A 26,088-nucleotide genomic window follows, 5' to 3' on the forward strand; every position below is an offset into this window, starting at 1 on the left:
TTACTCTATGCTTCTATTGGAAATGGACCAAACATTCCCACAATCTCACACTAGATATGTTACACTTGCTACAAAGCTGAATAGTTTAACAACCACTAGGGGAGCCTTTTTTAGGCTGAGACGTGCATGAATGCGCGGACCCTTGGAACCTGATCCGGATTATACCGGCGTAGGAAAGTGGGTACGCCTTTTACGAATAGTTAAATGGCTAGCCGCTTTCTTACGCCACCGGGAAGCGGCTTTTTAGTATAAATAAAAGGGTGGCGAATCGAATGGTACGTGTGGCATTGACAATTGCGGGGTCGGATAGTGGTGGTGGTGCGGGTATTCAGGCAGACTTGAAGACGTTCCAAGAATTGGGTGTTTTCGGTACGTCGGCACTGACAGCGGTGACAGCGCAAAATACATTTGGAGTGACGGCGATACAGCCGGTTGACACCGCTATTATTAAAGCGCAAATACAGGCAGTTATTGAAGATTTTGATGTTAAAGCGATTAAGACAGGGATGCTCTTTTCGACAGAAATTATCTATGCAGTGGGAGAGGCGTTTCATTGGAGCGGAATTCCACTTGTCATTGATCCGGTAATGATTGCGAAAGGGGGTGCTTCATTGCTAGAAAGACAGGCGGTTGAAGCGTTGAAGACTGTACTTGTACCTCTTGCAGCTATTGTTACACCTAATATTCCAGAAGCAGAAGTGCTTGCAGGAATGGAAATAAAGACGAATGAAGACATAGAACGAGCGGCGAAACATATAATAGCGTTGGGCGCGGGGGCGGTTCTTATTAAAGGGGGACACCGGAAAGAAGCGCCTTATGCGGAAGATCTGTTCATGGGGGCTGACGGGGAACGGTTCTCGGTTCGCGCACCATGGATTGATACGAAAGATACGCATGGAACAGGGTGTACGTATTCGGCGGCACTGACAGCGTTTTTGGCAAATGGGGAAACGGCAGCGAATGCAGTTGTTTCTGCAAAGTGTTTTATCCACGCAGCAATTGAAGATGGACTTAAAATTGGTGGCGGCCATGGTCCGACGAATCACTGGGCATATGGACGCCGCGGTAACAAGACAATGGAAGGGGTTGTAGTTTATGGATAAGCAAACAGTTAACTTATATTTCATCATGGGTACAGTGAATTTGGCGGGACGCGACCCGTTACATGTCTTAGAAGAGGCGCTAAAGGGTGGTATAACGAGCTTTCAATTACGTGAAAAAGGGCCTGGTGCATTAACGGGTGAAGAATTGAAGGCTTTTGCACAAGCGTGTCAGCAATTATGTGAACAATATAGTGTACCTTTCATTGTCAATGATGATATAGGTCTTGCGATTGAAATTGGTGCAGACGGTATTCATATCGGGCAGGAAGACGGATATATTTCAGCAGTGCGTGACAAGGTTGGTCCAGACATGCTAATAGGTGTTTCTACGCATAATGTAACAGAAGCGATTGCGGCAGCTGATGCAGGGGCTGATTATATCGGTCTAGGTCCAGTTTATGAGACACAGACGAAAATGGATACGCAATCGGTTATTGGTATCGAGACAATTAGGGAAGTGGCATCGTTGTTACCTGGTTTACCTATTGTTGCGATTGGTGGAATTTCAGAACGCAGAGCCGGTGCTATCATTAAAGCGGGTGCGTCAGGGGTAGCGGTTATTTCTGCAATTTCTGGAGAAGAAGATCCTGGAGAAGCAGCAAGTCGTTTAAAAGGTGCGGTCCTTCTTTCATTAACAGGTATTGAAATGTAATGTTTAACTGCTCGCGAAATATACCACACTTCCAAGTAAGGGGTGTGGTGTGCGGATGAAAAAGAAACTGTTTGAAATACAAACCGTTTTGCATAAGGCAGATCTAATCTATTTCACATGGAATGATGTCGGCGGAACCTACAAAGTCTATAGAGACGGGCATCATTTGTATGAAGGAACGGTCTCTGAATTTAGTGACGGTGATTTCAAGCATGCGAAACTATATAATTACGTAATCGAACGTGTTGAGGATGGTATTGTGATTGACGTTATTGCATTGCAAACGTCAGCATTTGCTGAACAGAAAAACAAAGAAAGTCCGCTTCAGTCACTTGTCATGACAACGATTGTCGCAAAGACGCAAATTGCATTGTCTTGGGAGGAAATTAAAGATGTCGCTGAATATGATGTCTACCGAAATGGGACGCATATGACAACGGCGGTCGGTAATTCTTACATCGACAGGGATTTTTCGTTGGATGAAATCTATACGTATACGATTAAATCTAAGCGTTCACTTGCGAAGTCGGAAGAACGATTCAACGTCTTTCAGTCGATTGTCTCCACTGTTTTTGGGCTGTTGAATCCGGTTTCGTCTAAGGCAGAAGCGGCGATTGAACAGTTTTCGGTGACAAAATCCATTGCCAAGCCGAGGGAGTTGCTGACGCCTGTTCAAGACAGAGTTCGTCTCCCGAATGTAGATAGGTGGGGGTTCCGCTACATGACGTTTTTGCAGGATGACTGGGTGTTGAATCCGAATCTTTTATCGCGAAATCGTTATTTTAAAGGGGATGACAGGGGATTCGATTCAAATGGAGCCAGTTATCGGACCCGAGTGGACATCGAACTGGCATATGACCTTGAACGTTCTCCGTTGACGTTTACAAGGGATGTTGGGCCATCGATTGTCTATGATGCTTTTAAGCGCTTTAGGAAACAAGCAACCGCTTCACACGATGGGATTACGTTGAAACGGACAAATCACGGGGAAGACGAAGCGGGATTTCATCTTCTGCATGCTGTCGGCAATCCCCTTACAACGGCCCCTGACATTAACTATGAAGTGCGGGCAGTTATGAGGCGGGACGGAACGTTTGATATGACGGGTTACCACGATCAGGCGCCCCATCATGAGATTTACCTGATGCGCGGTGAAGAGAATGAATGGAAACCAATTCACCAAGCGGAAAGTAAGGGGCTCGCGTGGATGTCCGAGGTAATTGCTTGGCAGTACTGGCGAATCTCTAATTTTGAATAGTAAACAATGAACTCCTTCCGTTGTCGTAAATGGAAGGAGTTCATTGTTTATCCGGAAAGGAAAAATATGAGTTGCGTAGATAGCGAATTATGCATCCCTACTATTCGATAGGATGAACCTTGGTAATAATGAATGTACTGTGACAAGAGGTTATCTCGGATAGCCTCTTTATTTACTTTTAGTGTCTATTATTGAACAAGACGGGCGGTGACTCGTTTCTTACATCTGATTTATACGCTTCAAGCCAACTCGTTGACAAAGAAAACTCTGCTTGATATGATTACCTTGAATTCAAGATAAATAACTTTCTACTAATTCGAGGAGAGAATTGATATGACGAAAAAATCAATGGGCATTCATCACATAACTGCAATCGTCGGACATCCGCAAGAAAACGTCGACTTTTACGCGGGTGTTCTGGGGTTGCGTCTTGTCAAAAAAACCGTCAACTTCGATGATCCGGGGACGTATCATCTTTACTTTGGTAATGGAAACGGTGCACCGGGTACGATCATTACATTTTTCACATGGGCTAATGCTCGCCAAGGAACAATTGGGGATGGTCAAGTCGGTGTTACGTCGTACGTAGTACCGGTCGGGGCAATGACTTTCTGGGAAAACCGTCTTGAGAAATTTAAGATTGCGTTTAGCAAATCAAACCGCTTTGGTGAAACGTATGTATCATTTGATGATCCACACGGTTTGAGAATTGAGATTGTCGAGCGAGAAGATGGGGTAAAGAATGAATGGATGGTTGGTGAAATAACAGCGGATGTCGCTATAAAAGGGTTTGGCGGCGCAACGCTATTATCTACACAACCTGAAAAAACGGCTCATCTTCTTGAACAAGTTATGGGGCTTGAAAAAATCGGTGAAGAAGGCGAATACATCCGGTTTCGCTCAACAGCGGACATTGGCAATGTCGTCGATTTGAAAACAACATCATCAGGTCGTGCACAAATGGGTGTCGGCACAGTACACCATATCGCTTGGCGCGCTGAAGATGATGCGGATCAACTGGACTGGAAATCACTTGTTGAAGAGAATGGTTATGGCGTGACTCCGGTGAAAGACAGAAACTATTTCAATGCGATTTACTTCCGAGAACACGGAAATATTTTGTTTGAAATTGCAACGGATGCGCCAGGCTTTGCACATGACGAGTCCGTGGAGACGATGGGAGAAAATCTTATGCTTCCAACGCAATATGAGCACAGTCGCGAACAGCTGGAATCTTCTTTGATCCCTTTTGAAGTGCGAGAAATTGATTGATACGAGGAGAGATATACTATGAAACATATTTATAAACCAGGAAAAGATGCTTCAAAACCGGTGTTACTTTTGCTTCACGGCACAGGAGGCACAGAACAGGATTTACTGGGACTTGCCGACTTAATTGACCCCGATGCTGGCGTACTAAGTGTTCGAGGAAATGTCCTTGAAAACGGCATGCCGCGTTTCTTCCGTAGATTGGCGGAGGGGGTATTCGATGAGGAGGATTTAATCTTCCGTACGAAGGAATTGAATGCGTTTCTGGATGAAGCTGCAAAAGAAAATAGTTTTGACAGGTTGAATATCATTGCAGTTGGTTATTCTAATGGAGCGAACATCGCAGCAAGTCTGCTGTTCCATTATGCAGAGGCTTTGAAAGGCGCAATTCTTCATCACCCGATGGTCCCAAGGCGTGGAATCGACTTGCCTGATTTAGCCGGCATTCCGGTGTTCATCACCGCAGGAAAAAATGATCCGATTTGCCCTGCGAAGGAGTCAGAGGATCTCGAGGAATTATTGGCAGGTGCGGGCGCGGTGACGGAAGTTCACTGGGAAATGAATGGTCATTCGCTAACACGTACGGAAGTGGACGCAGCGGCAGAGTGGTACAAAACAACATTTGTGAAATGAAAAAAGAAGCGGAGATAAAAAGATGAGTTTTTTAGACAGGTTATTCGGCAAAAACACTACAACAAGTAAAGAGGAGACGGTAAACATGACAAAAACAAAAACAGCAATCGTATATTACAGTTCAGGCGGTACGAACTACCAATTGGCACAGTGGGCTGCTGAGGCGGCTGAAGCAGCAGGCTCTGAAGTACGACTGATGAAAGTAGCTGAAACAGCTCCACAAGCTGCAATCGATTCATCTCCGGGCTGGAAAGCGCATGCTGAAGCAACGAAAGATGTACCTGTTGCAACAGGAGAAGATCTTGAGTGGGCGGACGCAATTATCTTTAGTGTACCGACACGTTTCGGTAATGTACCTGGGCAAATCCAGAGTTTCATCGATACATTAGGTGGTCTTTGGTTCCAAGGCAAGCTCGCTAATAAAGCAGTAAGCGCAATGTCTTCAGCACAAAACCCACATGGCGGTCAGGAAGCAACAATTCTTTCCTTATACACAACAATGTACCACTGGGGAGCAATTGTTGCGGCACCAGGTTTCACCGACGCAGTTACATTTGCAGCTGGTGGTAACCCGTACGGTACAAGCGTAACTGTCGGACAAGATGGAAAAATAGCGGATGACGAAGCGGCAATTAAAGCGGCAGTTGCTCATCAGGCGGGACGTACAGTAAAAGTTGGAACAGCATTGAAAAGTATGAACGCATAACACGTAATACGAAGAAAGCCGACCTTATGATGGGTCGGCTTTTTCGATTTTTATACATAAGTAGAACGTAGATGACAGGCTAGGTGTATTTTCAAGGAGTCTTCATTGTCGTTTAAGTCGAGTTGCAGTACGTGTTCAATTTTCCGAATGCGCTGGTATAGTGTGTTGATGTGAATATGTAGTTTTTCAGCTGTTTTTGTAGCGGAACGGTTTGATTCGAAATAGGTCAGCAAGGTTTCTTCCAACTCGGACTTTTTTTCATGAGGGTAGGATAGGGGAAGAAAGACCTCATCGATAAATTGTTGGATTTCCCTGGGCGACTGATTTAAAAAGAGCTTGTTTAACCCAATGTTTTCGTAACGAATGATATCTAGCCGATTACGTGAGGTTAGGTTTGTCAGTGTTTTGTTCGCTTCTTCGTAAATCTTTTTAATGGCGTGTAATCCTTTATAAGTCGAGCTAATGCCAGCGCGGAAAGAATGTTGATCCTTCGCATCCCACTCTTCTTTGACGACGTTGAACTTTTGTTGGAAGATCTTAAAGTGGCTGGATTCTGTTATAGAGGCGAAGAAGATGACTCGATTTTGTAACCCATAAATCATTGTTTCAGTCTTGGGTAGTTCGTTTTTTAATTTCAGTACTAGATGGTGAATCTTGATTTCCAGTAGCTGCAAATCTGTGTAATTCGGTATTTCAAAAATCGCCATAAACCAATATGTGGAGGCGTTTAGACCGAACTCCTTTGCTAGTGTTTCAAGATGATCATCGTTTTTTGCGTTTAACAGCGCAAGGAACTGTTCGTGCGTCTTTTTATAAAAGTATTCAGTGACGGTTTGATTTTTGATTAATTCCAAAGCTAATATGGAACTCCCTTGTTCGAGTGCAATTCGGTCTGACTCGGAAATTTCTTCGGTCACGTGAATCAGGAAACACCCAAGAAAAACAGGGCCATTATAAACAGGGTAGATATAATAGGTTTTTACGGAAGGGTGATTCGCTTTGAGGTGGATAGGTTTCCTTCTTGTTAAAAAGATTTTTTTCAGTTCAAATTGATCGAAATTAGGTATTTCATTAGGGTCATGTAAATAGAATTTGTCTTCAATGACGTTGAAAAAGGTAACGGGTGAATTGAGCATTAGGTTGAATTCATGGACGATTGCCTCGATACCTTTATTCTCCAACGAAATAGTGGTCAATGTTTCATGCACTTTATGCCTTTTTTGAAGTTGAATATTTCGTTCTTCCAGCTGCGCACTTAACTGCGTAATTTTTTCGATTCGATTATTTGCTTCTGTAAAGTACTGTGCATTTTGAATGGCGATAGCGGCTTGTTCAGCAAACGCCTGCAGTAGGAGAAGATCATGTTCATCTAACACTTTTTTTCGATGCCATTGATGAGTAATCATGATGCCAATCCTTTTGTCTTCAATGGAAATGGGTACGCAAATAAGTGCTTCTGGGATGTTTGCGGATGAAATAATATGATGAAAGTTCGATTTTGAAACATGGTGATGATCCATTGCCTTGAGTATTTCTTCTTTGGAATTGAATATGAGTCCTAGCCCATCCTCGAATACAGTCCCTGTAATAGATTCTCCTGGTTTCACTTTGAAATTGTAAATGTTGTCATTAAACCCAAGTGGTGCTTTTACTAGTAGCCGCTCTGTCCCCACGTCGTAAAGCATTAAATACCCTGCATCTGTAGCTGGAATCACTTTGAGTGCATTCCGCATGATTTCCCCCAAAACTTCGTCAAGGTCCAAACTGGAAGTGATTGAACGAATGCTGTCGACTAAAACTGTCAGTTCAACATCTCTTAACTTCCCTTGTAATAAAGGATTAGTTGTCTTATCTGTTTTCATCTCTTTTCTCCTTCCGGTGGTGTAGAGATATCTATATAATTCACTAAAACAGTGTATGAATGAACATTGTTATCACACTAATTCCAGTGTATAGTAATGAACATAAATTGAAAAGATTAAAAATTCTAACAATGTGAGCGCTTTATTATTTACCCTATGAATTAGTTGTAATACGAAAATAGTAACCGTATAAAATTGCTGGTGACAAAACGTAATGAGGAGGAAAGAAGATGGAACAAGTTTTGAAAGTAGCAAACAGCTTCCCAATATGGATTATTGCGGCTCTCGTCATTGGTATTGTTATATTCCAAGCAGTTGTCTTCATCAGGCTTGCTTCAAAAACAGCTCCCTCTGTTGGACTGACAACTTTGGAGGTGAGGTCGGTCGTGCGGACGGGGGCAATCAGTTCGTTAGGGCCTTCTTTTGCAATTATTATCGTCGCGATTTCCTTAATTACTTTCCTTGGAAATCCGGTTACACTCATGCGAATCGGTATCGTCGGATCGGCACCAATCGAAACGGTCGGCGCGAGTCTAGGAGCACAGGCGGCCGGCTCGGAACTGGGTTCGTCGACATTTACTGAACAAGCATTCACGACTGCAGTTTGGGTCATGTGTCTTGGTGGAATGGGCTGGTTATTGGTTACTGCGTTATTCACGAAATCACTAGGTAAGTTTCAAGAGAAAATTTCGAGAAAAAATAACAATGTTAAACTGTTGAGTATTGTTTCGACTGCAGCAATGATAGGGGCTTTTGGTTATTTTGGTGCAGGGCAAATGATAAAAGGGATCAATGAGACGGTGGTATTTATAGCTGCATTTCTTGTCATGCCGGTTATCATATGGGCTTCTAATAAGTTTAAAATGAATTGGTTAAGAGAATGGTCTCTCGGATTAGTGATTGTTGTGGGGTTATCAATAGGACTGTTACTAACTTAACGAGGAAGGCAGGAGAAACGGTATGACGATTATGAATGAAGGGGAAACTGAAGTGATGATGCAAGGGGATTTACGGACGGACGAGACAGATGCAACACTCGACTTTGCAACGTTTCATGCTAAATCACATTTTTGAGGACGCTTGACGATTTGGAGTGTTATCGTACTGACGTTGGCTTTGCCTCTCTATCTATCGTTTGGTCTTGATTTTCATCCGGGATGGTCACCAATACTGTCCGGGTTCCTTGCTTATGCATCGATTATTGCGGTAGTCTGGTTTATTGAGCCAATTAGTTATTATCCGATTTTGGGTGTTTCGGGCACTTATCTTGCTTTTTTAACTGGCAATATAGGTAATATGTGTCTGCCAAGTGCATCAATTGCTCAAAGTGTAGTCGGTGCGGAACCTGGGACGAAAAAAGGGGAAGTAACAGCAACGCTCGCTATAGCAGCGGCTTCCATCGTCAATACAGTCATTCTTGTGTTCGCGATTCTTTTCGGTTCATATCTAATTGCACTGTTGCCGGCAACATTGACCGCTAGCTTCCAGTTTGTCCTGCCAGCCATTTTTGGTGGTGTTATTGCTCAATTTGCCATTAAGAAACCGCTATGGGGCATCGTTGGATTGGCTTTTGGACTACTGGTTAACTTGGGCCCGGTGCCGGCTTCAATGAAAACGTTTCTTTGTATACTAGGAACAGTCGTTGCTTGTATACTTCTTGAGAAGTTAAAAAATAAAAAGGCAGCAGAATAATAAAGGGAGCTACTAGTTATGAGTCAACGAGTAGAAGAAGTAATTGAGACGAAAAAGGAATTAATGCTACTGCTAGAAAGTCGTAAAGATGAAATGATAGCAATTCGACGCTTTTTACATGAGAATCCAGAACTGTCTTTTAAAGAAGAAAAAACTGCACAATATATCGCTGACTTTTATAAAGGAAAAGATGTAGAAGTGCAGACGAATGTTGGCAATGGATATGGAATCATCGTAACAATTAAAGGGGATAAGCCCGGTAAGACAATCGGACTCCGTGCTGACTTTGATGCGTTGCCGATTCATGAAGCGACAGATGTTCCGTTCAAATCGAAAAATGACGGCGTGATGCATGCATGTGGACATGACGGGCATACCGCGTACATGTTAATTCTTGCGGATTGTCTCATTCAGATGAAATCATCGATTGCGGGTACAATTAAAATTATTCACCAACATGCGGAGGAAACGCCGCCGGGTGGAGCAAAGAGTATTGTTGAATCAGGTGTGCTAGATGATTTGGATCTGGTTTTTGGGACGCATTTATTCCCTTCGCATTCAACAGGTACGATTGGTTATCGCAGCGGCTTTGCAATGGCGGGGAGAACGTATTTTAAATTGGTGATTCAAGGAAGTGGCGGTCATGGATCATCCCCGCATCAGTCGAACGATCCGATTATTGCAGGTGCTCATTTTGTAACGGCAATCCAGACCATTGTCAGTAGGCGTTTAAATCCGTTTGAAATGGGTGTTGTTACAATCGGTTCATTTGACGGAAAAGGTTCGTTTAATGTTATCAAAGATAGCATAGAGCTTGAAGGTGATGTCCGGTATATGAATGAGGATACCCAGCAGTTAATTTCCCGGGAAATTCATCGTATTGTTAGCGGCATTGAACTGGAGTTTGACGTCACGTGCGAGTTGACGTATACGGCTGATTATCCGCCGCTTTATAATGACCCAGCGGTGACTGCAGAAGTTGTCTCCATTTTGAAAAAATCAGATGATCCCGATATCAAGCAAGTAGTGGAATTCCCCGTCTTTTCGGGGTCAGAAGACTTTGCGTATTACTTGGAAAAAGTCCCAGGTGTTTTCTTTAATATCGGTTGCAAACCTAAAGGCGTAGAAAGGGCGTTCATGAATCATCACCCGAAATTTGATATTGATGAAGATGCCCTTCTGGTTTCAGCAAAATCTGTTGCTGAAGTTGTCTGTAGTTATTACGATATTGGTTAATGAGACGAAAGCCGGCCAATTGAATAGGTCGGTTTTTTTGTTTGGAAACTAGTTGACCTTTGGTGAAAGAATGGGTGATCATAAAACCTCAGTGCGTCCGAGCGTATATGTTGTGAACCAAGCATAACCCCGGTGTGGCCGATCATATATCTTGTGAACCGAGCATAACCCTGGTGTGACCGATCATATAACAAGTGACCCGATCATAACCCACGAGCGTCCGATCATATAACAGGCGACCCGATCATAACCCCCATGCATCCGATCATATAACAAGTGACCCGATAATAACCCTGGTGCATCTAATTATATAACAAGTGACCCGATCATAACCCACGAGCGTCCGATCATATAACAGGCGACCCGATCATAACCCCCATGCGTCCGATCATATAACAGACGAACCGATCATAACCGGTGAGCGTCCGATCATATAACAGGCGAACCGATCATAACCGGTGAGCGTCCGATCATATAACAGACGAACCGATCATAACCCCATGCAGCCGATCATATAACAAGTGACCCGATCATAACCCCCGCACATCCGATCATATGCCTTATAAAAACCGAAGTATGTCTAGGCATCTGGAGTACTATTAAACGATTAGAACAAAAATAAGTAACTTCATTGCAAAAGCCGATCTTTCGAAAAGATCGGCTTTTGCAATTAGCTTATTTAACTTTCTCTGGACGCGGCCAGATGAAGTACGAAATAGAAATGACAAAGTCAATCCCGAGAACGAGTGCCCATACTTTCAAAGTAGAGGATAGTACTTCTGTCCTTGCTGGATCCCCAATGAAATAAATCATTGCGACAAGGAAAGCTCCGCCGATAATATAAGCGAGCAGATGCTGCAATGTGCCTTTCATCGAGTGTCGAGCGTATTCAAATCCGGCTTTACGTACCGGTTTTGTGCCCGTTTTTTGAATGTAGTAACGAAACCGTTCATCAGCCCAGCGGATTATGCTTTTGCCGAACGCGATAGAAGACCCGAGATAGATTGCCGCGATTGCGTGCACTTGTGTTGCGGTTGCCCCGTTGTATAGATCAGTTGCTGTGACGATGAGTAATAGTAAATCGATAACTGGTGTCAAAGCAAGGAAGAAAAAACCGAGCTTTTCGCGTTTGAAAATATAGCGGGTGATAAGTCCGAGAGCAATGACGACCCAGAAACCAATTTCGCACGCAACGATTGTCCAAGCAATGAAATTCATAGGAACACCTCTTTTCAATCGAGTTGTAGTGAGTAGATTTATCATAGCACACCGATTATATGACTAACTGCAACAAGATTATCACCGCCGCGGAGTATATTGTCACCGACACAACTGTGTTTATCACCGGCATGGAGCGTGTTATCACCGACTCAACTGTGTTTATCACCGACATCGAGCGTGTTATCACCGACACAACTGTGTTTATCACCGGCATCGAGCGTGTTATCACCGACTCAATGGGGTTTATCACCGCCATCGAGCCTATTATCACCGCCAAGCACAAAAAAACGGAAAAGCCAAACCAGCTTTTCCGTTCCTTCAATTAATCACTTATTCAAATAAGACCATGCATACTGCGCATATAGTTCTGCTCCAGTAACGAGCGCATCTTCATCAATATCGAAGTTGCCATGGTGATGCGACCACTCCGTATCTTTTTCAGGATTTCCACTACCAACAAGTGCAAAACTGCCGGGCGCTTTGTCGAGGAAGAACGAGAAATCTTCGGCGCCCATCGTCGGTTTTTCATCATAGACAACGTCTGGACCGAATGCTTCAGTTGCAACTTGTTGAACAAGGTTCGCACTCTCTTCGTCGTTGATAACCGGTTCTGTTCCACGAATATACTCAACTTCCGCAGTTGCGCCGAACATGTCAGCGACGCTTTTGGCGTATTGTGAAATGCTTGTTTCGATTTGATCGCGGACGTCTTGATTGAACGTACGAACGGTTCCTTCAATCAGAGCATTCTCAGCGATAATGTTGAAACGCGTGCCGACCTCCATTTTACCGACAGTCAGGACCGCTGCTTGTTGCGGGTCAATCGTCCGTGAAACGACAGTCTGGACATTAATGACGAACGAAGAAGCAACGAGTGCTGCATCGATACAGTCTTGAGGCATGGCACCATGTCCGCCTTTACCTGTGAAGTGGACTTTGAAAATGTCAGCTGCAGCGAATGAGGGCCCTGGTGTACAAGAAACTTTATGCGTCGGCATTTGCGACCAAATGTGGATGCCGAAAACATTGTCGACGCCGTCCATGGCACCTTGATCGACCATCGCTTTTGCGCCTTGTGCAATTTCTTCTGCAGGTTGGAAGAGCAGGCGTACGTTACCGGGCAGTTCATCTTTCACATCGGATAATGCTTTTGCAGCGATTAGCAACATCGATGTGTGTGCATCATGGCCGCATGCATGCATTTTTCCTTCAATCTTGGAAGCATAAGGTACATGCGTGTTTAATTGTTCAACAGAGAGTGCATCCATATCGCCGCGCAGTGCGACTGTTTTGCCGCCCGCCGCGCCTTTAATTTCAGCAATAACGCCTGTAGGTTCCGTCTTGCGGTAGGGAATACCGAGTTCATCTAAATAGGCGCAAACGAACGCTGTTGTTTTTACTTCTTCAAACGACAGTTCTGGTTCGCTATGTAATTTGCGTCGCAGTGCCGTCAGTTCGTCGCTATAGTTTGTGATAGCTTCTTTTATTTTTTGATTGATCATACTATTTTAGCCTCCGTTAATCGCTTTACCGCTTCATAGATAATAGTCGTGCCGTCTGCAAGGTGACCTGGATCCGACCATTCTTCCGGACAATGACTTAGCCCGTCTTTGCTTGGGATGAACACCATTCCGCAAGCCGTATAATCTGAGAATACCATTGCATCGTGGCCCGCACCGCTATTAATTGAACAATAAGGAATTTCAAGATGGTCGCTCGCTTCTTTTAATAAAGAGCGGATGCTGCTATCGAGTTCTTTCGGTTCAATGTAGAGTTGCTGTTCAATTGACGTGCGAATACCATTGCCATCTTGTTGTACAATCAATTCTTCCACTTTGCGAACTGCATTCAATACATGCTCTTCTTTACCTGAACGAATGTCTACGCTGAAGACAACTTTATCTGGGATAACATTTGCGCCATTCGGAAAGACATTCAATCGACCCGTTGTAATGACCGTTCCTTGACCTTCACCGCTTGCAATACCTGGCAGGGAGGCAATGATTTGTGCCGCGGAAACGAGTGCATCGGAGCGTCGATCCATTGGTGTTGTACCGGCATGTCCAGCTTGGCCTTGTACAGTCACTTCTAATTGAGTCAGTCCAACAATTGCTTCAACGACACCAATTTGAATGTTTGTCTCCTCGAGAATAGGGCCTTGTTCGATGTGCAACTCTAGAAAGGCTTTAATCGTTTTCGGATCTCGTTTTTTCTCATTCGCTGGGTTGACCGAGATATCTGCCATCGCATCTACTGCTAAAACGCCATCTTTATCAGCAAGTGTTTTGAAATCTTCTGCTGTCAATAAACCCATCATCCCACGTGAGCCCATTAGGCCACCGCCAAAACGGGAACCTTCTTCTTCAACAAGCGCAATGATTTCAAGCGGGTAGGCTGGCTTAAGATTGTTCTCTTTGAACAGTGCAGCCACTTCTAATCCGACAACAACACCTGCAGCACCGTCATACGCGCCACCATTTGGAACAGAGTCAAAGTGAGAGCCGACGATAACGGAAGGTGCGTCAGGTAAAGCTCCTTCAAGCTTGCCGAAGATATTGCCGAACCCGTCTTCCGTCACTGTTAGATCGTACTCCACCATTTTTTCTTTAATATAATTCCGAGCCTGTAAATCTTCTTGGCTATATGTAAGCCGCGTTACACCCGCACCTGGTGTAGCTGTAAATCGGCTCAACAATTCGATATGTTGTTCAATCCGTTGTTGATTGGCTGTCATATCTAGTCCTCCTCGTTTGATTAGTTTCTAAATTAGCTCATTACAAGAATCCGACGAAGAGGCCCGCAAGGATAACCGAAACCATCGTGACACTTATAAATCCGCCGACGAGCATTGGCGGTAACATGTGACTTGTCAGTGCTTCTCTTTCTTTTTCATCTTCCGTTAATGAATTGATGACTTCGTTGGTAATAATATAGTCCGCTGGGAAGCCGTATAACGCAGTTAACGAAACAGCAAATGCCATTTCTTTACTGACTTTCAGTACTTTCCCCATGAACAACGAGAAGATGTACATACCGACGACGCCCAATACGATACAGCCGACGAGTGGATACAAAATTTCCATCATCATGGAAGGTGTCGCTTTTTTCAAACCGTCAAAGATAAACAGCATAAGTGCCATCATTGCTAATCCAAACCCATTTGCTTTTTGCAGTACGTGACGTTCCAAAAAGCCGATACTTGTTGCAATAATACCAAACAATAAGCAAAGCACATAAGGACTAATTACCACGATAGGTGCCAGCAATGTAGAAACGAGATACGCAAGGAATCCGACGAGTGCGAGTCGGAAAAACTTAAAGTAGTCTGTATTGAATTTATCCGGCATCTTCTTAAATAGCTTAAGTTCATGTCGTTCTGAAACTGAAGCTTGAGTACCGGTCTTTTGTTCCTTCAGTTCGCCTTTACGATACTTTTCAAGAAGCATTTTACCTTCTTTTTTAAGAACAATTGACGTAAGAGGATAACCCGCGAAGCCTTGCATCACGTAAATGACAATCGCGAATACAGCCAATGTTGCGAGTCCGGCGTTGGCAGCGCCTTCCGACATGATCAACGCAGATACAACGCCGCCGACGAGAGGTGGAATTGCAACGATAATTGTTTCAATACCAAATAGCATTGTGCCGATTCCGAATAGAGCAACGATAATCCCTAAAATTCCAGCAAGGGAAATTAAAATGGTTTTCCATTGTTCTTTCAGTTGTTGAAGTGATAGCAATGTACCCATATTGGTAATGAGTAAATAAATCATCATTGATGCGACAGTAGGCGGTACACCGGCAATCGAAACAATATCTTGCGGGAAAAACGTCCAATAACCTAGCAGGAAGAGGACAGCGCAGACGAAAACGGATGGAATCCACGCTTTCGTCCGGACAGAGACGACATCTCCGATATATAAAATAGCGACCAAGATAACTAAAGCTAGCATTTGAGACATAGTATTCTCCCCTTTCAGACAATATAGAATTTTAATTAGAATAGCATAAAATTCTGTCGAATAGTAGCGAAATTTATACATTGTATATAATATATCGCGAAGGGAGTGAGTGAAAGCGCTTTCTAGCAAGTTGTAGTAAATCGACTATTTTAGTAGGTGAAATTCATCTGAAATGAATCAAATTGTTATGTATGTACAGCATATTGAAGGGTTTTATTATTCGTTTAACTATGTAAGCAGAACGAATAATAAAACCCTTCAACGCAGTATCTATCATTCTGCATTGAAGGGAGTCCGTTTTTTCGATATTTAACTTATTCTGTGAGTAACGAATTCTTAATCTTATAGTCTGATTTTACTTCATCTAACCAATTAACGTACTCTGCTTGTACACCTTCTTCTAGTAATAGTCCTTTTATTTCTTCTTTATGATCATCAAATGTTGCAGCTTTTGCTGCTTTCTTATCGGTTACATGAATAATATGATAACCGTGTTCTGTTTTTATAGGGTCGCTAATTGCATCAACTTTCATGGAGAATGCTGCTTCTTCAAATTCGGCTACCATTTTACCACGTGGGAAAAAGCCTAATTCTCCGCCACTTTCTGCACTCATTGTATCTGTTGAGAATTCTTTTGCAAGTGCTGCGAAATCCTCACCAGCTGCAAGTTTCTTCGCAACTTTTTTCGCTGTGGCTTCATCTTCCACTAAAATATGGCTGGCTGCGACTTGTTCTTCCTCGTTAAAGGACTCTTTGTTTTCTTCGAAGTACGCTTTGATGTCCTCGTCAGTTATTTCAATACGTGGCTCAATTATTTTTCGGATAGATAAATAGTCAATAATATTCTCTTTGAATTCTTTCTCAGTCATTGTATTCTGCTTAAGTGCTGCGTCAAACGCTTCTTGTCCACCTGCATTTTCGATATATATTGCAAGTTCTGCATCTACTTCTTTATCTGAAATAGAGATTTTTTCTTTTTTCAACTCAAGTGCAACGACTTTATCGTCAATCATTGCAGTAAGTGCTTCTTTTCCAGCAGATTGAACGAGAACTTCATATAATTCATCTTTCGTAATTTTTTCATCACCGACAGTTGCAACAGTTTCATCTGCCGCCTTTGAATCTTTTGAGCAGCCTGTTGTGACAGTTAGAATAATTGCGAGTAGACTGACTGCTAACAATGGGAATAACCTTTTTTTACGCATTTTTTAATTCCTCCAATGTTTGATATAACTTCATTCTACAGGAGAAATATGAACAAACTATTACGGAGAATAAAAAAACGAAAAAACAGATTCGTTTTTTCGTTCAGTCTTTTTATTCTTGGGTATTACTTTTTTCTGGTACTTGTGATTTCCCCCCATTGTCGTCTTTGTCATGGTCACGTCGACCTTCAAAATGTTCTCCTTTACCATCACGTGGTCTATCGAAGAAAAAGTCTTTTTCTACCTTAGAAGGGAACAAGTCCAAATCTTCAACTTTGTCGGTGTAATTTGTACGGATTTCATTCATTAGTTCACGTGCGGATTTGTTCGCTGTATCGATGCCAAGTTTTTCAGCAGCATTGAAAATTTCTTTGTCATCTGTTTCAATACCCAGTTCTTTTGCTTTTTTTAATACTTTAGCCTGCCCAACTTCTTTTGCAAGTGCTTTGAATTCTTTGCCAACAGTGGAGATACCAAGCTCTTTTGCTTCTTTCGTAATTTGTGCTTCGCGAATTTCTTTTGCTAAAGTTTCATCGTCCTTGCCAGTTGCATCAATGCCCAACTCTGTAGCTGCTAGTTGAAGTTTCGCATTCCAAATTTCTTTCTGAAGGGCTTTTATTTCTTTACCTTCAGTATCAATGCCTAGTTCTTTCGCGTGTTTTAGGGTCATGGCTTTTTGTACTTCTTCGAAAATTACTTTCGTGTCCTTGCCGTCAGTTTTAATACCAAGTTCTTCTGCCTTCTCCGAAATAAACTTTTTAGCATCTCCTTGATCACCATGTTTATGTTCGAACGAAGGGGAGCTTTTCGTCGTCTCGCTGTCCTCTTTCGCATAGGCAGTTACCGACCCAATTACACCGAGAGTCAATACGGTTGCTAAAACATATTTCATTGCATTATTCTTCATTTTATTTTCCTCCTTCATGGAACTGATTAATTTTAGTATGCCCGAAGAATATGAACGAATTATGACAGGCGTATGAACGAGATATTAAAAAAACTGCTATGCACAATGCATAGCAGCTAAAACAGATTTTTAGTTTTCATTTTGTACAGGGAACGACAGCGTAAATTTTGTACCTTTTCCTTTTTCGCTTGTTACATCGATTGCGCCGTTATGCATCATGACGAGACTTTTTACAATCGACAAGCCAAGTCCGAATTCGCCGTATGGATTCGTTGTTCTAGATACAATGGCTTTATAAAAACGACCCCAAATTTTCTCGACATCATCAGGGTCAATCCCAATACCTGTATCTTCGATTTCAATGATACAGTTTGTATTGCTCATATAACCGCGAAGATAGATCCTACCGTTGTCGGTGAATTGGATACTATTTTTTGTGATATTGATCAATATCTGGGTGAGTCTGTCGTAATCTGCAAACACCAATATATTTGGGTCTACAGCCACAAAAATCTCGTTATTTCGTTCCGCCGCAACGCCATCGAGCTGATCTTTGATGATTTCTAATAGTTCAACGAGCTGGATGTCCTGTTTAAAGAGTGTGACTTGGTTGGAGCGGATTTTTTCGTAATCCAAGTTTTCATTGACCAGACGGATAAGTCGCAACGTTTCATTAGTGGCGAGTTGCAATCCCTTTTCTTTTTCAGATTCAGGAATCATATTATTTTTTAGTCCTTCAATCATGCCTCTTATTGTTGTAAGGGGTGTTCGTAATTCATGTGACACATCGGCCATGAATTGACGACGCCTGTTTTCGAGATTTTCAATTTCCTCCATTGAGGCATCCAACTTTTCAACCATCTCGTTGAAATCACCCGCAAGTTCACCGATTTCGTCAAAATCCGAGGAGGGGATGCGTACTGAGTAATCACCTTGTGCGACGGCAGAAGTTGCATCTTGAAGCCGTTTAATACGCCTAACGTGAAAAGTCGATAAAATCCAGCTGAGAAGAAGCGAAATGGTCAGTGCAATGAATGTTGTAATAAGCAAATAAGTATTCATTTGAGAAATAACTTCACGTGAGCCCTTTATGGGTGACGTCAAAAGTATACCGCCGACAAATCGATTGTTTTGGACATAGGGAAGTAGAACAAATGTGACGGCTTCGTTGAATCGTTTGAAATCCTGCTTCACAGTTACAGGTTGACCATTTTTAATATCGTGCCATTCTTTTTCACTCAAACTAATGAGGGGCGTTTTTATGCCTGTCGAATAAATGATGGCCGAGTTTTCGTCGAATAAACTATATTGAATATCCCGACCATTTAGGACTTGTCCATAAGACTTTAGGATCCTGTCAGAACTTCGCTGGTCTTGTTGGATGTCTCGTAAAATAGATTGCCCATATGTCTGAAGTTCTTCTGTTTTATTAGCATAGACAAATCGCTCGATATAGTGTGAAAATAGCAAGCTTAATAATAAAAATGCAATGACGATTACGCTGAAGTGACTGACAAGTTGCTGGTATAAGTATTTTACTTTCACTTTGAGTCACCTATGGTTTCGTCGAATCGGTAACCGACGCCCCAAACAGTATGGAAAAAAGGTTGTTCATCCGTTGAGACTTTCGTGCGAAGCCGTTTGATATGCACATCGACAGTTCGGTCATCACCGTAAAAGTCATATCCCCACACGTTATCCAGCAATTGTTCACGTGAGAAAACTTGTTTCGGATGCTGGACAAAATGGTATAGTAGATCGAATTCTTTTGGAGTCAGGTTTTGTATTCGTACTCCATCGAGCAATACGTCACGTGTGTTGAGGTTAATCTTAAAATGGGCGGTTTCGACGACGCCATCTTGCAGTGGTTTGTCTTTCAGCGTTGAATACCTGCGTGTTACCGCCTTAATGCGAGCCATTAGCGCCAGTGGACTGAAGGGTTTTGTGACATAATCATCTGCACCCATTTCAAGTCCGAGCACTTGGTCTGATTCACCATCTTTTGCGGTTAGCATAATAATGGGCGTAGCAATTTTTGCTAACCGTAGTTTATGGCAAATCGAAATACCATCCATGCCAGGCAACATCCAGTCGATAATGATGCAATCCCAGCCGCCTTGCTTCGCAATTTCGAACCCTTCCAAACCATTTTTTATGAATGAACCATCGATTTCTTCCTTCAAGAAGAATAGCTCAATCATGGAAGATACACTTTCATTGTCTTCAATTACTAAAATTCTCACTAAAACACGCCTCCTGTTGCACTGCCATTCCTTTCAAGGTAAATCGAAAACGAGAAATTAGCAACTGCAAACACCCCTCCCATGGAATGAAGGAGAGGTGTTTGGACGAATATATTAATTTGCCGTGGATACATTGCTCGTAAGTAAAACGTCAACCGTTTTCAACTCGGAACCGCGATAAATCGTAAATGTTGCTTTGTCACCGACAGCAAGATTCGTGTACAAGAACTTCCGTAGCTCTGTTGAGTTCTTCACTTCAGTACCATTAATCGCTGTTATTATATCTTCTACATCGAGGCCCGCTTTTCCTGCTGCAGATTCAGGATCAATATTTGCAATTACCACGCCAGCTTTAATTTCACTCGGAAGACCTTGCAAATAGGTCCGTGGCACCTGATCAAGATCCGCAAGTCCAATCCCGATATATGGGCGTTCAACTTGTCCATTTGTTGTCATTTCTTCAATTAATGGAATGACTTCGTTACTTGGAATCGCAAAGCCAAGTCCTTCGACACCACTTTCAGAAATTTTTAAGCTGTTAATGCCAATGACTTGTCCTGCTGCATTGAGGAGTGCGCCACCGCTGTTCCCGGGGTTAATGGCTGCGTCCGTTTGGATTACATTCATTTCCCATTCGCCCGCAGAAGTCTTCACGTTGATGGACCGATTGACTGCACTAACAATCCCTTGGGTTACTGTACCGGAGAAGTCGAGGCCAAGGGGATTACCGATGGCGATGACATCGTCTCCTGCACGAAGTTTATCGGAGTCGCCGAATTCTAGGGAAGTGTGTGCATACTTCGCATCGATAGTTAGGACAGCAAGGTCACTTAGTGCATCTTTTCCAACGAGCGTAGCCGTTGTTGTCTCTCCGCTTTCAAGTGAAACCTCAAGCTTTTCTGCGCCTTCGATGACGTGGTTATTCGTCACGATAAATGCTTTGTCACCTTCTATTTTATAAATGACACCCGAACCGGAACCGCTCTTGGTACTTTCAGCTTGCTGTGAAAAAGGATTATTCCCTTTTTGGTAATTGACAATCCCGACAATTGCACCGGAAGACTGTTCTACCATATCGGAAAGTGACGGTATATCTTTAGTGCTTGTTTGCTGTACATTATAGGGAACCGTATCCGTAGTGACAGGTACCACTTCAGCGGAACCGCCTTGTAGTAGATCTGTATTGACTACGACCGCTAACGTTAATACCGAACCAATAACACCTGCTCCTAGTGTTGCTAAAAATCGTTTACCCGGTTTGTTTCTATTTTCTGTCTCCATGATAATTCCTCCCGTTTCATCTGATACTCTTTATTCTAGTTGGCAGATATGAACAAACTATTACCAAGAAGTTAACGATTGATGAAGTAGCTGTTTTGAGGGTATAGTTGAATCAATAATATGATTCCAAAGGTGTGAGTGAAGTGCAAAAGTTAATTACTGCGATGGATGTCGCAAAACATGCGGGCGTATCTCAATCGTCTGTGTCCAGAGTTTACTTTGAAGGTGCCACAGTGTCTGCGAAAACAAGGGAAAAGGTGCTAGCTGCCGCGAAAGAATTAGGCTATCGGCCAAATGAGTTGGCGAGGAGTTTAATTACGAATCGAACGAAAATCGTTGGTATAGTGATGAAGGGTATTCAAAATCCTTTTTATCCTCAAGTTTTAAAGCAATTTACAACGACCTTTAAAAGTTTGGGCTATAGCATTATGTTTGTATACACGAATAATGACGAAATACAAAAAGAAGATATCGATATTTTATTTAATTATAATGTTGCAGGTGTCATTATTACAGACGCGTCACTGTCTTTAAATGCTATAGAAGACTTTAAAAGATATAAAATTCCTTTGGTGCTTTTTAACAGAAAAATCGCGAGTAATGATTTTTACTCTGTGTGTTGTAATAATTTAGAGGCAAGTAAGGAAATTGCACAATTTCTTGTTGATAAAGGTAGTTCGGATATCATTTATATTGCAGGGAATCAAAATACATCGACAAGTAAAGAGCGGGAACAAGGCTTTACTGAAGCTCTTACGAAAAATAACATTGCCCTGAAAAGGATTGGATCGGATTATACATATGAGGGCGGATATAAAATTGCCCAGCAAGTGATAAATGAAAATGGAATTCCAGATTCATTTTTTGTGGCGAACGATATCATGGCGTTAGGCGTGTTGGATGCACTTCGTGAAAGTTCGATTGCTATTCCGGAAGCTACGAAAGTAATTGGGTTTGATAATATTGAAATGGCTTCGTGGCCGACGTATAGTCTAACGACTTGGGCACAACCGATTAATGAAATGGTAAATCAAACAGTCAGTTATTTAATGTCGGAAATAGAGGAGTACACAGGTTTTGCTGACAATATAGAGGTAAATGGGATTTTAATCGAGCGTAAAACGACATAAAAAAAGGTTGACTTCCTAGAGTATTTGAAATACTCTTTACCTATAAAGTGCTTTGCATACGTATGCAAGAAAGAAAGAGGAGGAAATAAAATGGTTAGAGTATTGAAAGCTGGTAAATCACAAGAAGAATTGACTAAAAACAATCTTGAAGTATCGAAAATTGTAGCGAATGCTATTCAAGAAATTGAGAATAGAGGAGACGAAGCGGTTCGTGAGTTCTCCGAGAAATTTGATAAATGGTCGCCTGAGGCATTCAGATTAACCGAAGAACAAATTAAAGAAATCGTAGCGCAAGTACCTGCGGAAGTAATCGAAGATATTAAATTTGCTCAAAAGAACATTCGTGAATTTGCAGAAGCGCAATTAGCGTCAATGAACGATGTAGAAGTAGAAAACATTCCAGGCGTTATTTTAGGGCATAAAAATATCCCTGTAAGCAGCGTCGGCTGTTATATTCCTGGTGGACGTTACCCTATGGTTGCTTCTGCTCATATGAGCGTGTTGACAGCAAAAGTTGCTGGTGTCAAGCGTGTAATCGCTTGCACGCCGCCAATTAACGGTGAAATCCCGAATGCAACAATCACGGCAATGTATTTGGCGGGTGCGGACGAAATCTATTTATTAGGTGGAATTCAAGCGATGGCTGCTATGGCGATTGGAACTGAAACGATCCAATCTGTCGATATGATTGTCGGGCCTGGAAACGCTTTCGTGGCAGAAGCAAAAAGACAACTATTTGGTCGCGTAGGAATTGACTTGTTTGCTGGACCTACTGAAACATTAGTTGTTGCGGATGAAACAGCAGATGCTGAAATGATTGCTACGGATATTCTTGGACAAGGTGAACACGGTCCAACATCTCCGGGTGCCTTAATTACGACTTCGGAAAAACTTGCTTATGAAACTGTAGAAGAAATCGAAAGACAACTTAAAGTATTACCAACGGCTGACGTTGCACGCGTTTCATGGGATGATTACGGCCAAATCCTGTTAGTGGATAGCATTGAAGAAGCGCTTGTAGAAGCCGACCGACTAGCGTTTGAACACGTTGAAATTCTAACAGCAGATCCGAATTATTTCTTAGAAAACATGACAAATTACGGTTGTCTATTCCTAGGGCCTGAAACGAACGTTGCATACGGCGATAAAGTGATTGGAACGAATCATACATTACCAACAAAAGGTGCAGCTCGTTATACTGGCGGTCTATGGGTAGGTAAGTTTATCAAAACGGTAACGTACCAAAAAGTGACACCTGAAGCGAGTGCTTATATCGGCGAATATGCAGCGCGTCTCTGTCAATTGGAGAACTTTGCAGGTCATGCTGAACAAGCGTTATTACGAGTAAGAAGGTACGGAAAGAAAGCATAATTTCTTTTCTGCAGAGGGGGCAGGCGATTCGATGTTAGGGATGATAGGGTTATTTGGGGGACTAGCATTATTGATTTATTTGACAATGAAGGGCATGAACTTACTAATTGCTGCTCCGCTGTCAGCGCTCGTTGTTGCACTATTAAGTGGCCTTCCATTATTTCCGGGAGTACCGGATGAAGGGATAGCTAACTTTGTAACAAATTATATGGGCGGTTTTTCAAGTTTCATCGGCTCATGGTATTTAATGTTCTTGACTGGAGCAATTTTCGGTAAAGTTATGGAAGATAGCGGTGCAGCAGAAAGTGTTTCGAAATGGATTGTAGGCAAGCTTGGCATGAAACGGGCAGCTCTTGCTGTTGTAATCGCCTGTGCAATCCTGACGTATGGGGGAGTTAGTTTATTCGTCGTTGCATTTTCTGTTTATCCAATGGCCATCAGTTTGTTTAAAGAAGCAAACTTACCAAGAAGATTCATCCCAGCGACATTAGCATTTGGATCTACAACGTTTACCATGACTTCTGCGGGTTCACCAGAAATTCAAAACTGGATTCCAATTGAGTTCCTTGGAACAACTGCATATGCTGGATGGCAAGTAAGTGCAATTGTAGCTGCATTTATGGCGATCTTCGGCTATTGGTGGCTGAAAAAAATGATTTCAAAAGCGTTGGCAAAAGGCGAACATTTTGTTGATAGAGAAACGGATCATCATGAGGTGAGGGAGCATTTACCGAGTCCATTGTTAAGTGTAATTCCCTTACTTGTTGTGTTGATTATCTCATTTATATTCCATAACTCATTGGGGACATCTGCGTTAATTGTTGCTCTTACGAGTGGTGTAATCGCAACGTATTTAATCAACAGAAAGTATTTCTCGAACTTTGGGAAAGCGGTTTCAGAAGGAACAATGGGTGCAGTTATTGCAATTGCCAATACAGCCGCGGTTGTAGGGTTTGGCGGAGTCATAAAAGCAACGCCCGCGTTTGGTGATGCTGTTAGTTTTATGACGGCTATACCAGGCAGTCCTCTCATAGGAGGAGGACTTGCAGTAGCGGTTATTGCAGGTTTAACTGGATCATCATCAGGTGGACAGGCGATTGCTTTACCGTTGCTTGCACCGCATTATTTAGATTTGGGTGTCGATCCGGATGCGTTACACCGTGTGGTCGCAATTTCTTCAGGCTCTTTGGATTCATTGCCACAGGGCGGTTATGTTGTAACGACAATTCGTTCAATTGCTGGCGAAACGCATAAAGATGCATATCCTGCGTTTGGCGCATTAACGGTCATAGTACCAATACTCGGCGTCGTGTTAGCTGTCGTATTATTCTCATTAGGCATGTAAGTAATAGATACCCAACAAGCTAATTGTTATAGTTTGTTGGGTATTTTATCATATCGAAAAATGGAGGTAGACCGTTATGGAAAAACTAGCAATCATCGGTTGTGGCACGATGGGACATTCAATTGCGCTATCAGCAGCGTGGGCAGGGATAGAAGTCAAAATCTCTGGTATGAATGAACAAGACCTAGCAACAGCAGACAAAGGGCTTCGCAATAAATTAACGGTGATGGTACACAATGATTTATTTAATGAAGCAATGGCTGAGGAAATTCGTATGCGCATTGAATTTTCAACTTCATTAGAAGAGGTTGTACAAGGGGCAACATTTATAATTGAGGTCATTCCAGAGCATAGTCAAATGAAGCGGGAATTGTATAAAGAGATTGAAGCAATATGTGGTAAAGATACTGTTCTTGCGAGTAATACGTCTGGATTTACGCCAACTTCTTTAGCGGTAGAAATGGAGTACCCGAATCGTTTTATCGTTACACATTTTTGGAATCCGGGACATTTAATCCCCCTTGTCGAAGTGGTTAAAGGAGAGAAAACTGATCAGGAAACGATTGAGCGTGCTATGAATTTATTGAACGAAATGAATAAAAAGCCGATTTTGATAAACAAAGAAGTCCCGGGATTCATCGGGAACCGGCTGCAGTATGCTTTATTCCGCGAGGCACAATCGCTGCTCGATGAAGGTGTTGCGACGAAAGAAGACATCGATGCAGCTGTAACGTATAGCATTGGGAGACGCTTGCCGATAACGGGACCGTTAATGACTGCGGACATGGGAGGCCTTGACGTTTTCTCTGCGATTTCAAATTACTTGTTTGAAGATCTTAGCAATGAAAGTAAATCGGGAGTTCACTTATCAAATCTAGTCAATCAAAAGAAATTCGGTGATAAGAGTGGTGAAGGATTCTATATGTGGGATCAAGAAACTTCTGAAACAATCAATGCAGAGCGGGAGAAAACGCTTATTCACTTCCTAAAAAACGATCGGAAAGAGTAGGAG

24 protein-coding genes and 1 riboswitch are annotated in these 26,088 nt (G+C 42.5%); of the genes, 14 read left to right on the plus strand and 10 right to left on the minus strand.

Translation table 11 applies throughout. The features are described 5' to 3' along the window. The first annotated feature begins 87 nt into the window (after positions 1-87). A riboswitch (TPP riboswitch) is annotated at positions 88-193 on the plus strand. A 79-nt stretch (positions 194-272) separates the two neighbouring features. From thiD to wrbA, 6 genes are all read left to right on the plus strand, one after another. Continuing rightward, positions 273-1,103 (plus strand): bifunctional hydroxymethylpyrimidine kinase/phosphomethylpyrimidine kinase, encoded by an 831-nt coding sequence (thiD, locus tag MKX62_RS08630; protein WP_067204574.1) that lies wholly within the window; start codon positions 273-275, stop codon positions 1,101-1,103. Continuing rightward, on the plus strand, positions 1,096-1,755 hold the full coding sequence (gene thiE / locus MKX62_RS08635) for a thiamine phosphate synthase (protein WP_340741240.1): 660 nt from the start codon (positions 1,096-1,098) through the stop codon (positions 1,753-1,755). The genes thiD and thiE overlap by 8 nt, the downstream gene beginning before the upstream one ends. A 55-nt stretch (positions 1,756-1,810) precedes the next feature. Beyond that, the gene (locus tag MKX62_RS08640) at positions 1,811-3,013 is read left to right on the plus strand and encodes a DUF3238 domain-containing protein (protein WP_340741241.1); all 1,203 of its coding nucleotides are present in this window, start codon (positions 1,811-1,813) and stop codon (positions 3,011-3,013) included. A gap of 333 nt (positions 3,014-3,346) precedes the next feature. Continuing rightward, the gene (locus MKX62_RS08645) at positions 3,347-4,285 is read left to right on the plus strand and encodes a ring-cleaving dioxygenase (RefSeq protein ID WP_340741242.1); all 939 of its coding nucleotides are present in this window, start codon (positions 3,347-3,349) and stop codon (positions 4,283-4,285) included. A gap of 18 nt (positions 4,286-4,303) precedes the next feature. Next, a complete protein-coding gene (locus MKX62_RS08650; protein WP_340741243.1) occupies positions 4,304-4,915 on the plus strand; it encodes an alpha/beta hydrolase in 612 nt (203 codons plus the stop codon). A 22-nt stretch (positions 4,916-4,937) separates the two neighbouring features. Beyond that, entirely contained in the window at positions 4,938-5,621 is a 684-nt protein-coding gene (gene wrbA, locus MKX62_RS08655) for an NAD(P)H:quinone oxidoreductase (RefSeq protein WP_082786455.1), read from the plus strand. Between the two features lie 50 nt (positions 5,622-5,671). Here wrbA and MKX62_RS08660 read toward each other — a convergent pair whose 3' ends face one another. Continuing rightward, complete coding sequence (locus tag MKX62_RS08660) at positions 5,672-7,483, minus strand: helix-turn-helix domain-containing protein (protein WP_340741244.1); 1,812 nt, start codon at positions 7,481-7,483, stop codon at positions 5,672-5,674. A 230-nt stretch (positions 7,484-7,713) separates the two neighbouring features. Here MKX62_RS08660 and MKX62_RS08665 point away from each other — a divergent pair, with 230 nt between their 5' ends. The 3 genes from MKX62_RS08665 to MKX62_RS08675 all read left to right on the plus strand — a co-directional run bounded on the left by MKX62_RS08665 (position 7,714) and on the right by MKX62_RS08675 (position 10,411). Further along, on the plus strand, positions 7,714-8,421 hold the full coding sequence (locus MKX62_RS08665) for a DUF5058 family protein (RefSeq protein ID WP_340741245.1): 708 nt from the start codon (positions 7,714-7,716) through the stop codon (positions 8,419-8,421). Positions 8,422-8,563: 142 nt separating this feature from the next. Further along, complete coding sequence (locus tag MKX62_RS08670; RefSeq protein WP_340741246.1) at positions 8,564-9,175, plus strand: small-conductance mechanosensitive channel; 612 nt, start codon at positions 8,564-8,566, stop codon at positions 9,173-9,175. 18 nt (positions 9,176-9,193) lie between these two features. Beyond that, complete coding sequence (locus tag MKX62_RS08675; protein ID WP_340741247.1) at positions 9,194-10,411, plus strand: amidohydrolase; 1,218 nt, start codon at positions 9,194-9,196, stop codon at positions 10,409-10,411. A 675-nt stretch (positions 10,412-11,086) separates the two neighbouring features. On the opposite strand, the gene MKX62_RS08680 is transcribed toward MKX62_RS08675, so the two are convergent. Then, on the minus strand, positions 11,087-11,629 hold the full coding sequence (locus tag MKX62_RS08680) for a hypothetical protein (RefSeq protein WP_187046433.1): 543 nt from the start codon (positions 11,627-11,629) through the stop codon (positions 11,087-11,089). Positions 11,630-11,688: 59 nt separating this feature from the next. Between MKX62_RS08680 and MKX62_RS08685 the strand changes: the two genes are divergently transcribed. Then, positions 11,689-11,958: a hypothetical protein gene (locus tag MKX62_RS08685; protein ID WP_340741248.1), complete on the plus strand. Its 270-nt coding sequence runs from the start codon at positions 11,689-11,691 to the stop codon at positions 11,956-11,958. On the opposite strand, the gene MKX62_RS08690 is transcribed toward MKX62_RS08685, so the two are convergent. The 8 genes from MKX62_RS08690 to MKX62_RS08725 form a co-directional block, all read right to left on the minus strand. After that, positions 11,959-13,134 (minus strand): M20 metallopeptidase family protein, encoded by a 1,176-nt coding sequence (locus tag MKX62_RS08690; protein ID WP_340741249.1) that lies wholly within the window; start codon positions 13,132-13,134, stop codon positions 11,959-11,961. Next, complete coding sequence (locus MKX62_RS08695; protein WP_340741250.1) at positions 13,131-14,366, minus strand: Zn-dependent hydrolase; 1,236 nt, start codon at positions 14,364-14,366, stop codon at positions 13,131-13,133. Before MKX62_RS08695 ends, MKX62_RS08690 begins: the two co-directional genes overlap by 4 nt. Positions 14,367-14,406: 40 nt before the next feature. Beyond that, positions 14,407-15,594, minus strand: a complete 1,188-nt coding sequence (locus MKX62_RS08700; RefSeq protein ID WP_340741251.1) for a hypothetical protein — start codon at positions 15,592-15,594, stop codon at positions 14,407-14,409. A gap of 314 nt (positions 15,595-15,908) precedes the next feature. Further along, entirely contained in the window at positions 15,909-16,799 is an 891-nt protein-coding gene (locus MKX62_RS08705) for a peptidylprolyl isomerase (protein WP_340741252.1), read from the minus strand. A gap of 112 nt (positions 16,800-16,911) precedes the next feature. After that, positions 16,912-17,706: a hypothetical protein gene (locus MKX62_RS08710; protein ID WP_340741253.1), complete on the minus strand. Its 795-nt coding sequence runs from the start codon at positions 17,704-17,706 to the stop codon at positions 16,912-16,914. A 129-nt stretch (positions 17,707-17,835) separates the two neighbouring features. Further along, entirely contained in the window at positions 17,836-19,251 is a 1,416-nt protein-coding gene (locus tag MKX62_RS08715) for a sensor histidine kinase (protein ID WP_340741254.1), read from the minus strand. Continuing rightward, positions 19,248-19,949, minus strand: coding sequence for a response regulator transcription factor (locus tag MKX62_RS08720; protein ID WP_340741255.1), 702 nt, complete (start codon positions 19,947-19,949; stop codon positions 19,248-19,250). Before MKX62_RS08720 ends, MKX62_RS08715 begins: the two co-directional genes overlap by 4 nt. Before the next feature lie 114 nt (positions 19,950-20,063). Next, on the minus strand, positions 20,064-21,230 hold the full coding sequence (locus tag MKX62_RS08725) for a S1C family serine protease (RefSeq protein ID WP_340741256.1): 1,167 nt from the start codon (positions 21,228-21,230) through the stop codon (positions 20,064-20,066). A gap of 143 nt (positions 21,231-21,373) precedes the next feature. Here MKX62_RS08725 and MKX62_RS08730 point away from each other — a divergent pair, with 143 nt between their 5' ends. The 4 genes from MKX62_RS08730 (at position 21,374) to MKX62_RS08745 (ending at position 26,085) form a co-directional block, all read left to right on the plus strand. Then, positions 21,374-22,360 (plus strand): LacI family DNA-binding transcriptional regulator, encoded by a 987-nt coding sequence (locus tag MKX62_RS08730; RefSeq protein ID WP_340741257.1) that lies wholly within the window; start codon positions 21,374-21,376, stop codon positions 22,358-22,360. Between the two features lie 90 nt (positions 22,361-22,450). Next, positions 22,451-23,731, plus strand: coding sequence for a histidinol dehydrogenase (gene hisD, locus MKX62_RS08735; RefSeq protein ID WP_067204627.1), 1,281 nt, complete (start codon positions 22,451-22,453; stop codon positions 23,729-23,731). A 31-nt stretch (positions 23,732-23,762) separates the two neighbouring features. Continuing rightward, positions 23,763-25,076 carry a GntP family permease gene (locus tag MKX62_RS08740; RefSeq protein ID WP_187046443.1) on the plus strand — a complete coding sequence of 438 codons (1,314 nt, stop codon included), beginning with the start codon at positions 23,763-23,765 and terminating at the stop codon, positions 25,074-25,076. Between the two features lie 76 nt (positions 25,077-25,152). Beyond that, on the plus strand, positions 25,153-26,085 hold the full coding sequence (locus MKX62_RS08745) for a 3-hydroxyacyl-CoA dehydrogenase family protein (RefSeq protein WP_340741258.1): 933 nt from the start codon (positions 25,153-25,155) through the stop codon (positions 26,083-26,085). Positions 26,086-26,088: the final 3 nt, after the last annotated feature.

This window comes from Sporosarcina sp. FSL K6-5500, assembly GCF_038005665.1.
Taxonomy (GTDB): domain Bacteria; phylum Bacillota; class Bacilli; order Bacillales_A; family Planococcaceae; genus Sporosarcina; species Sporosarcina psychrophila.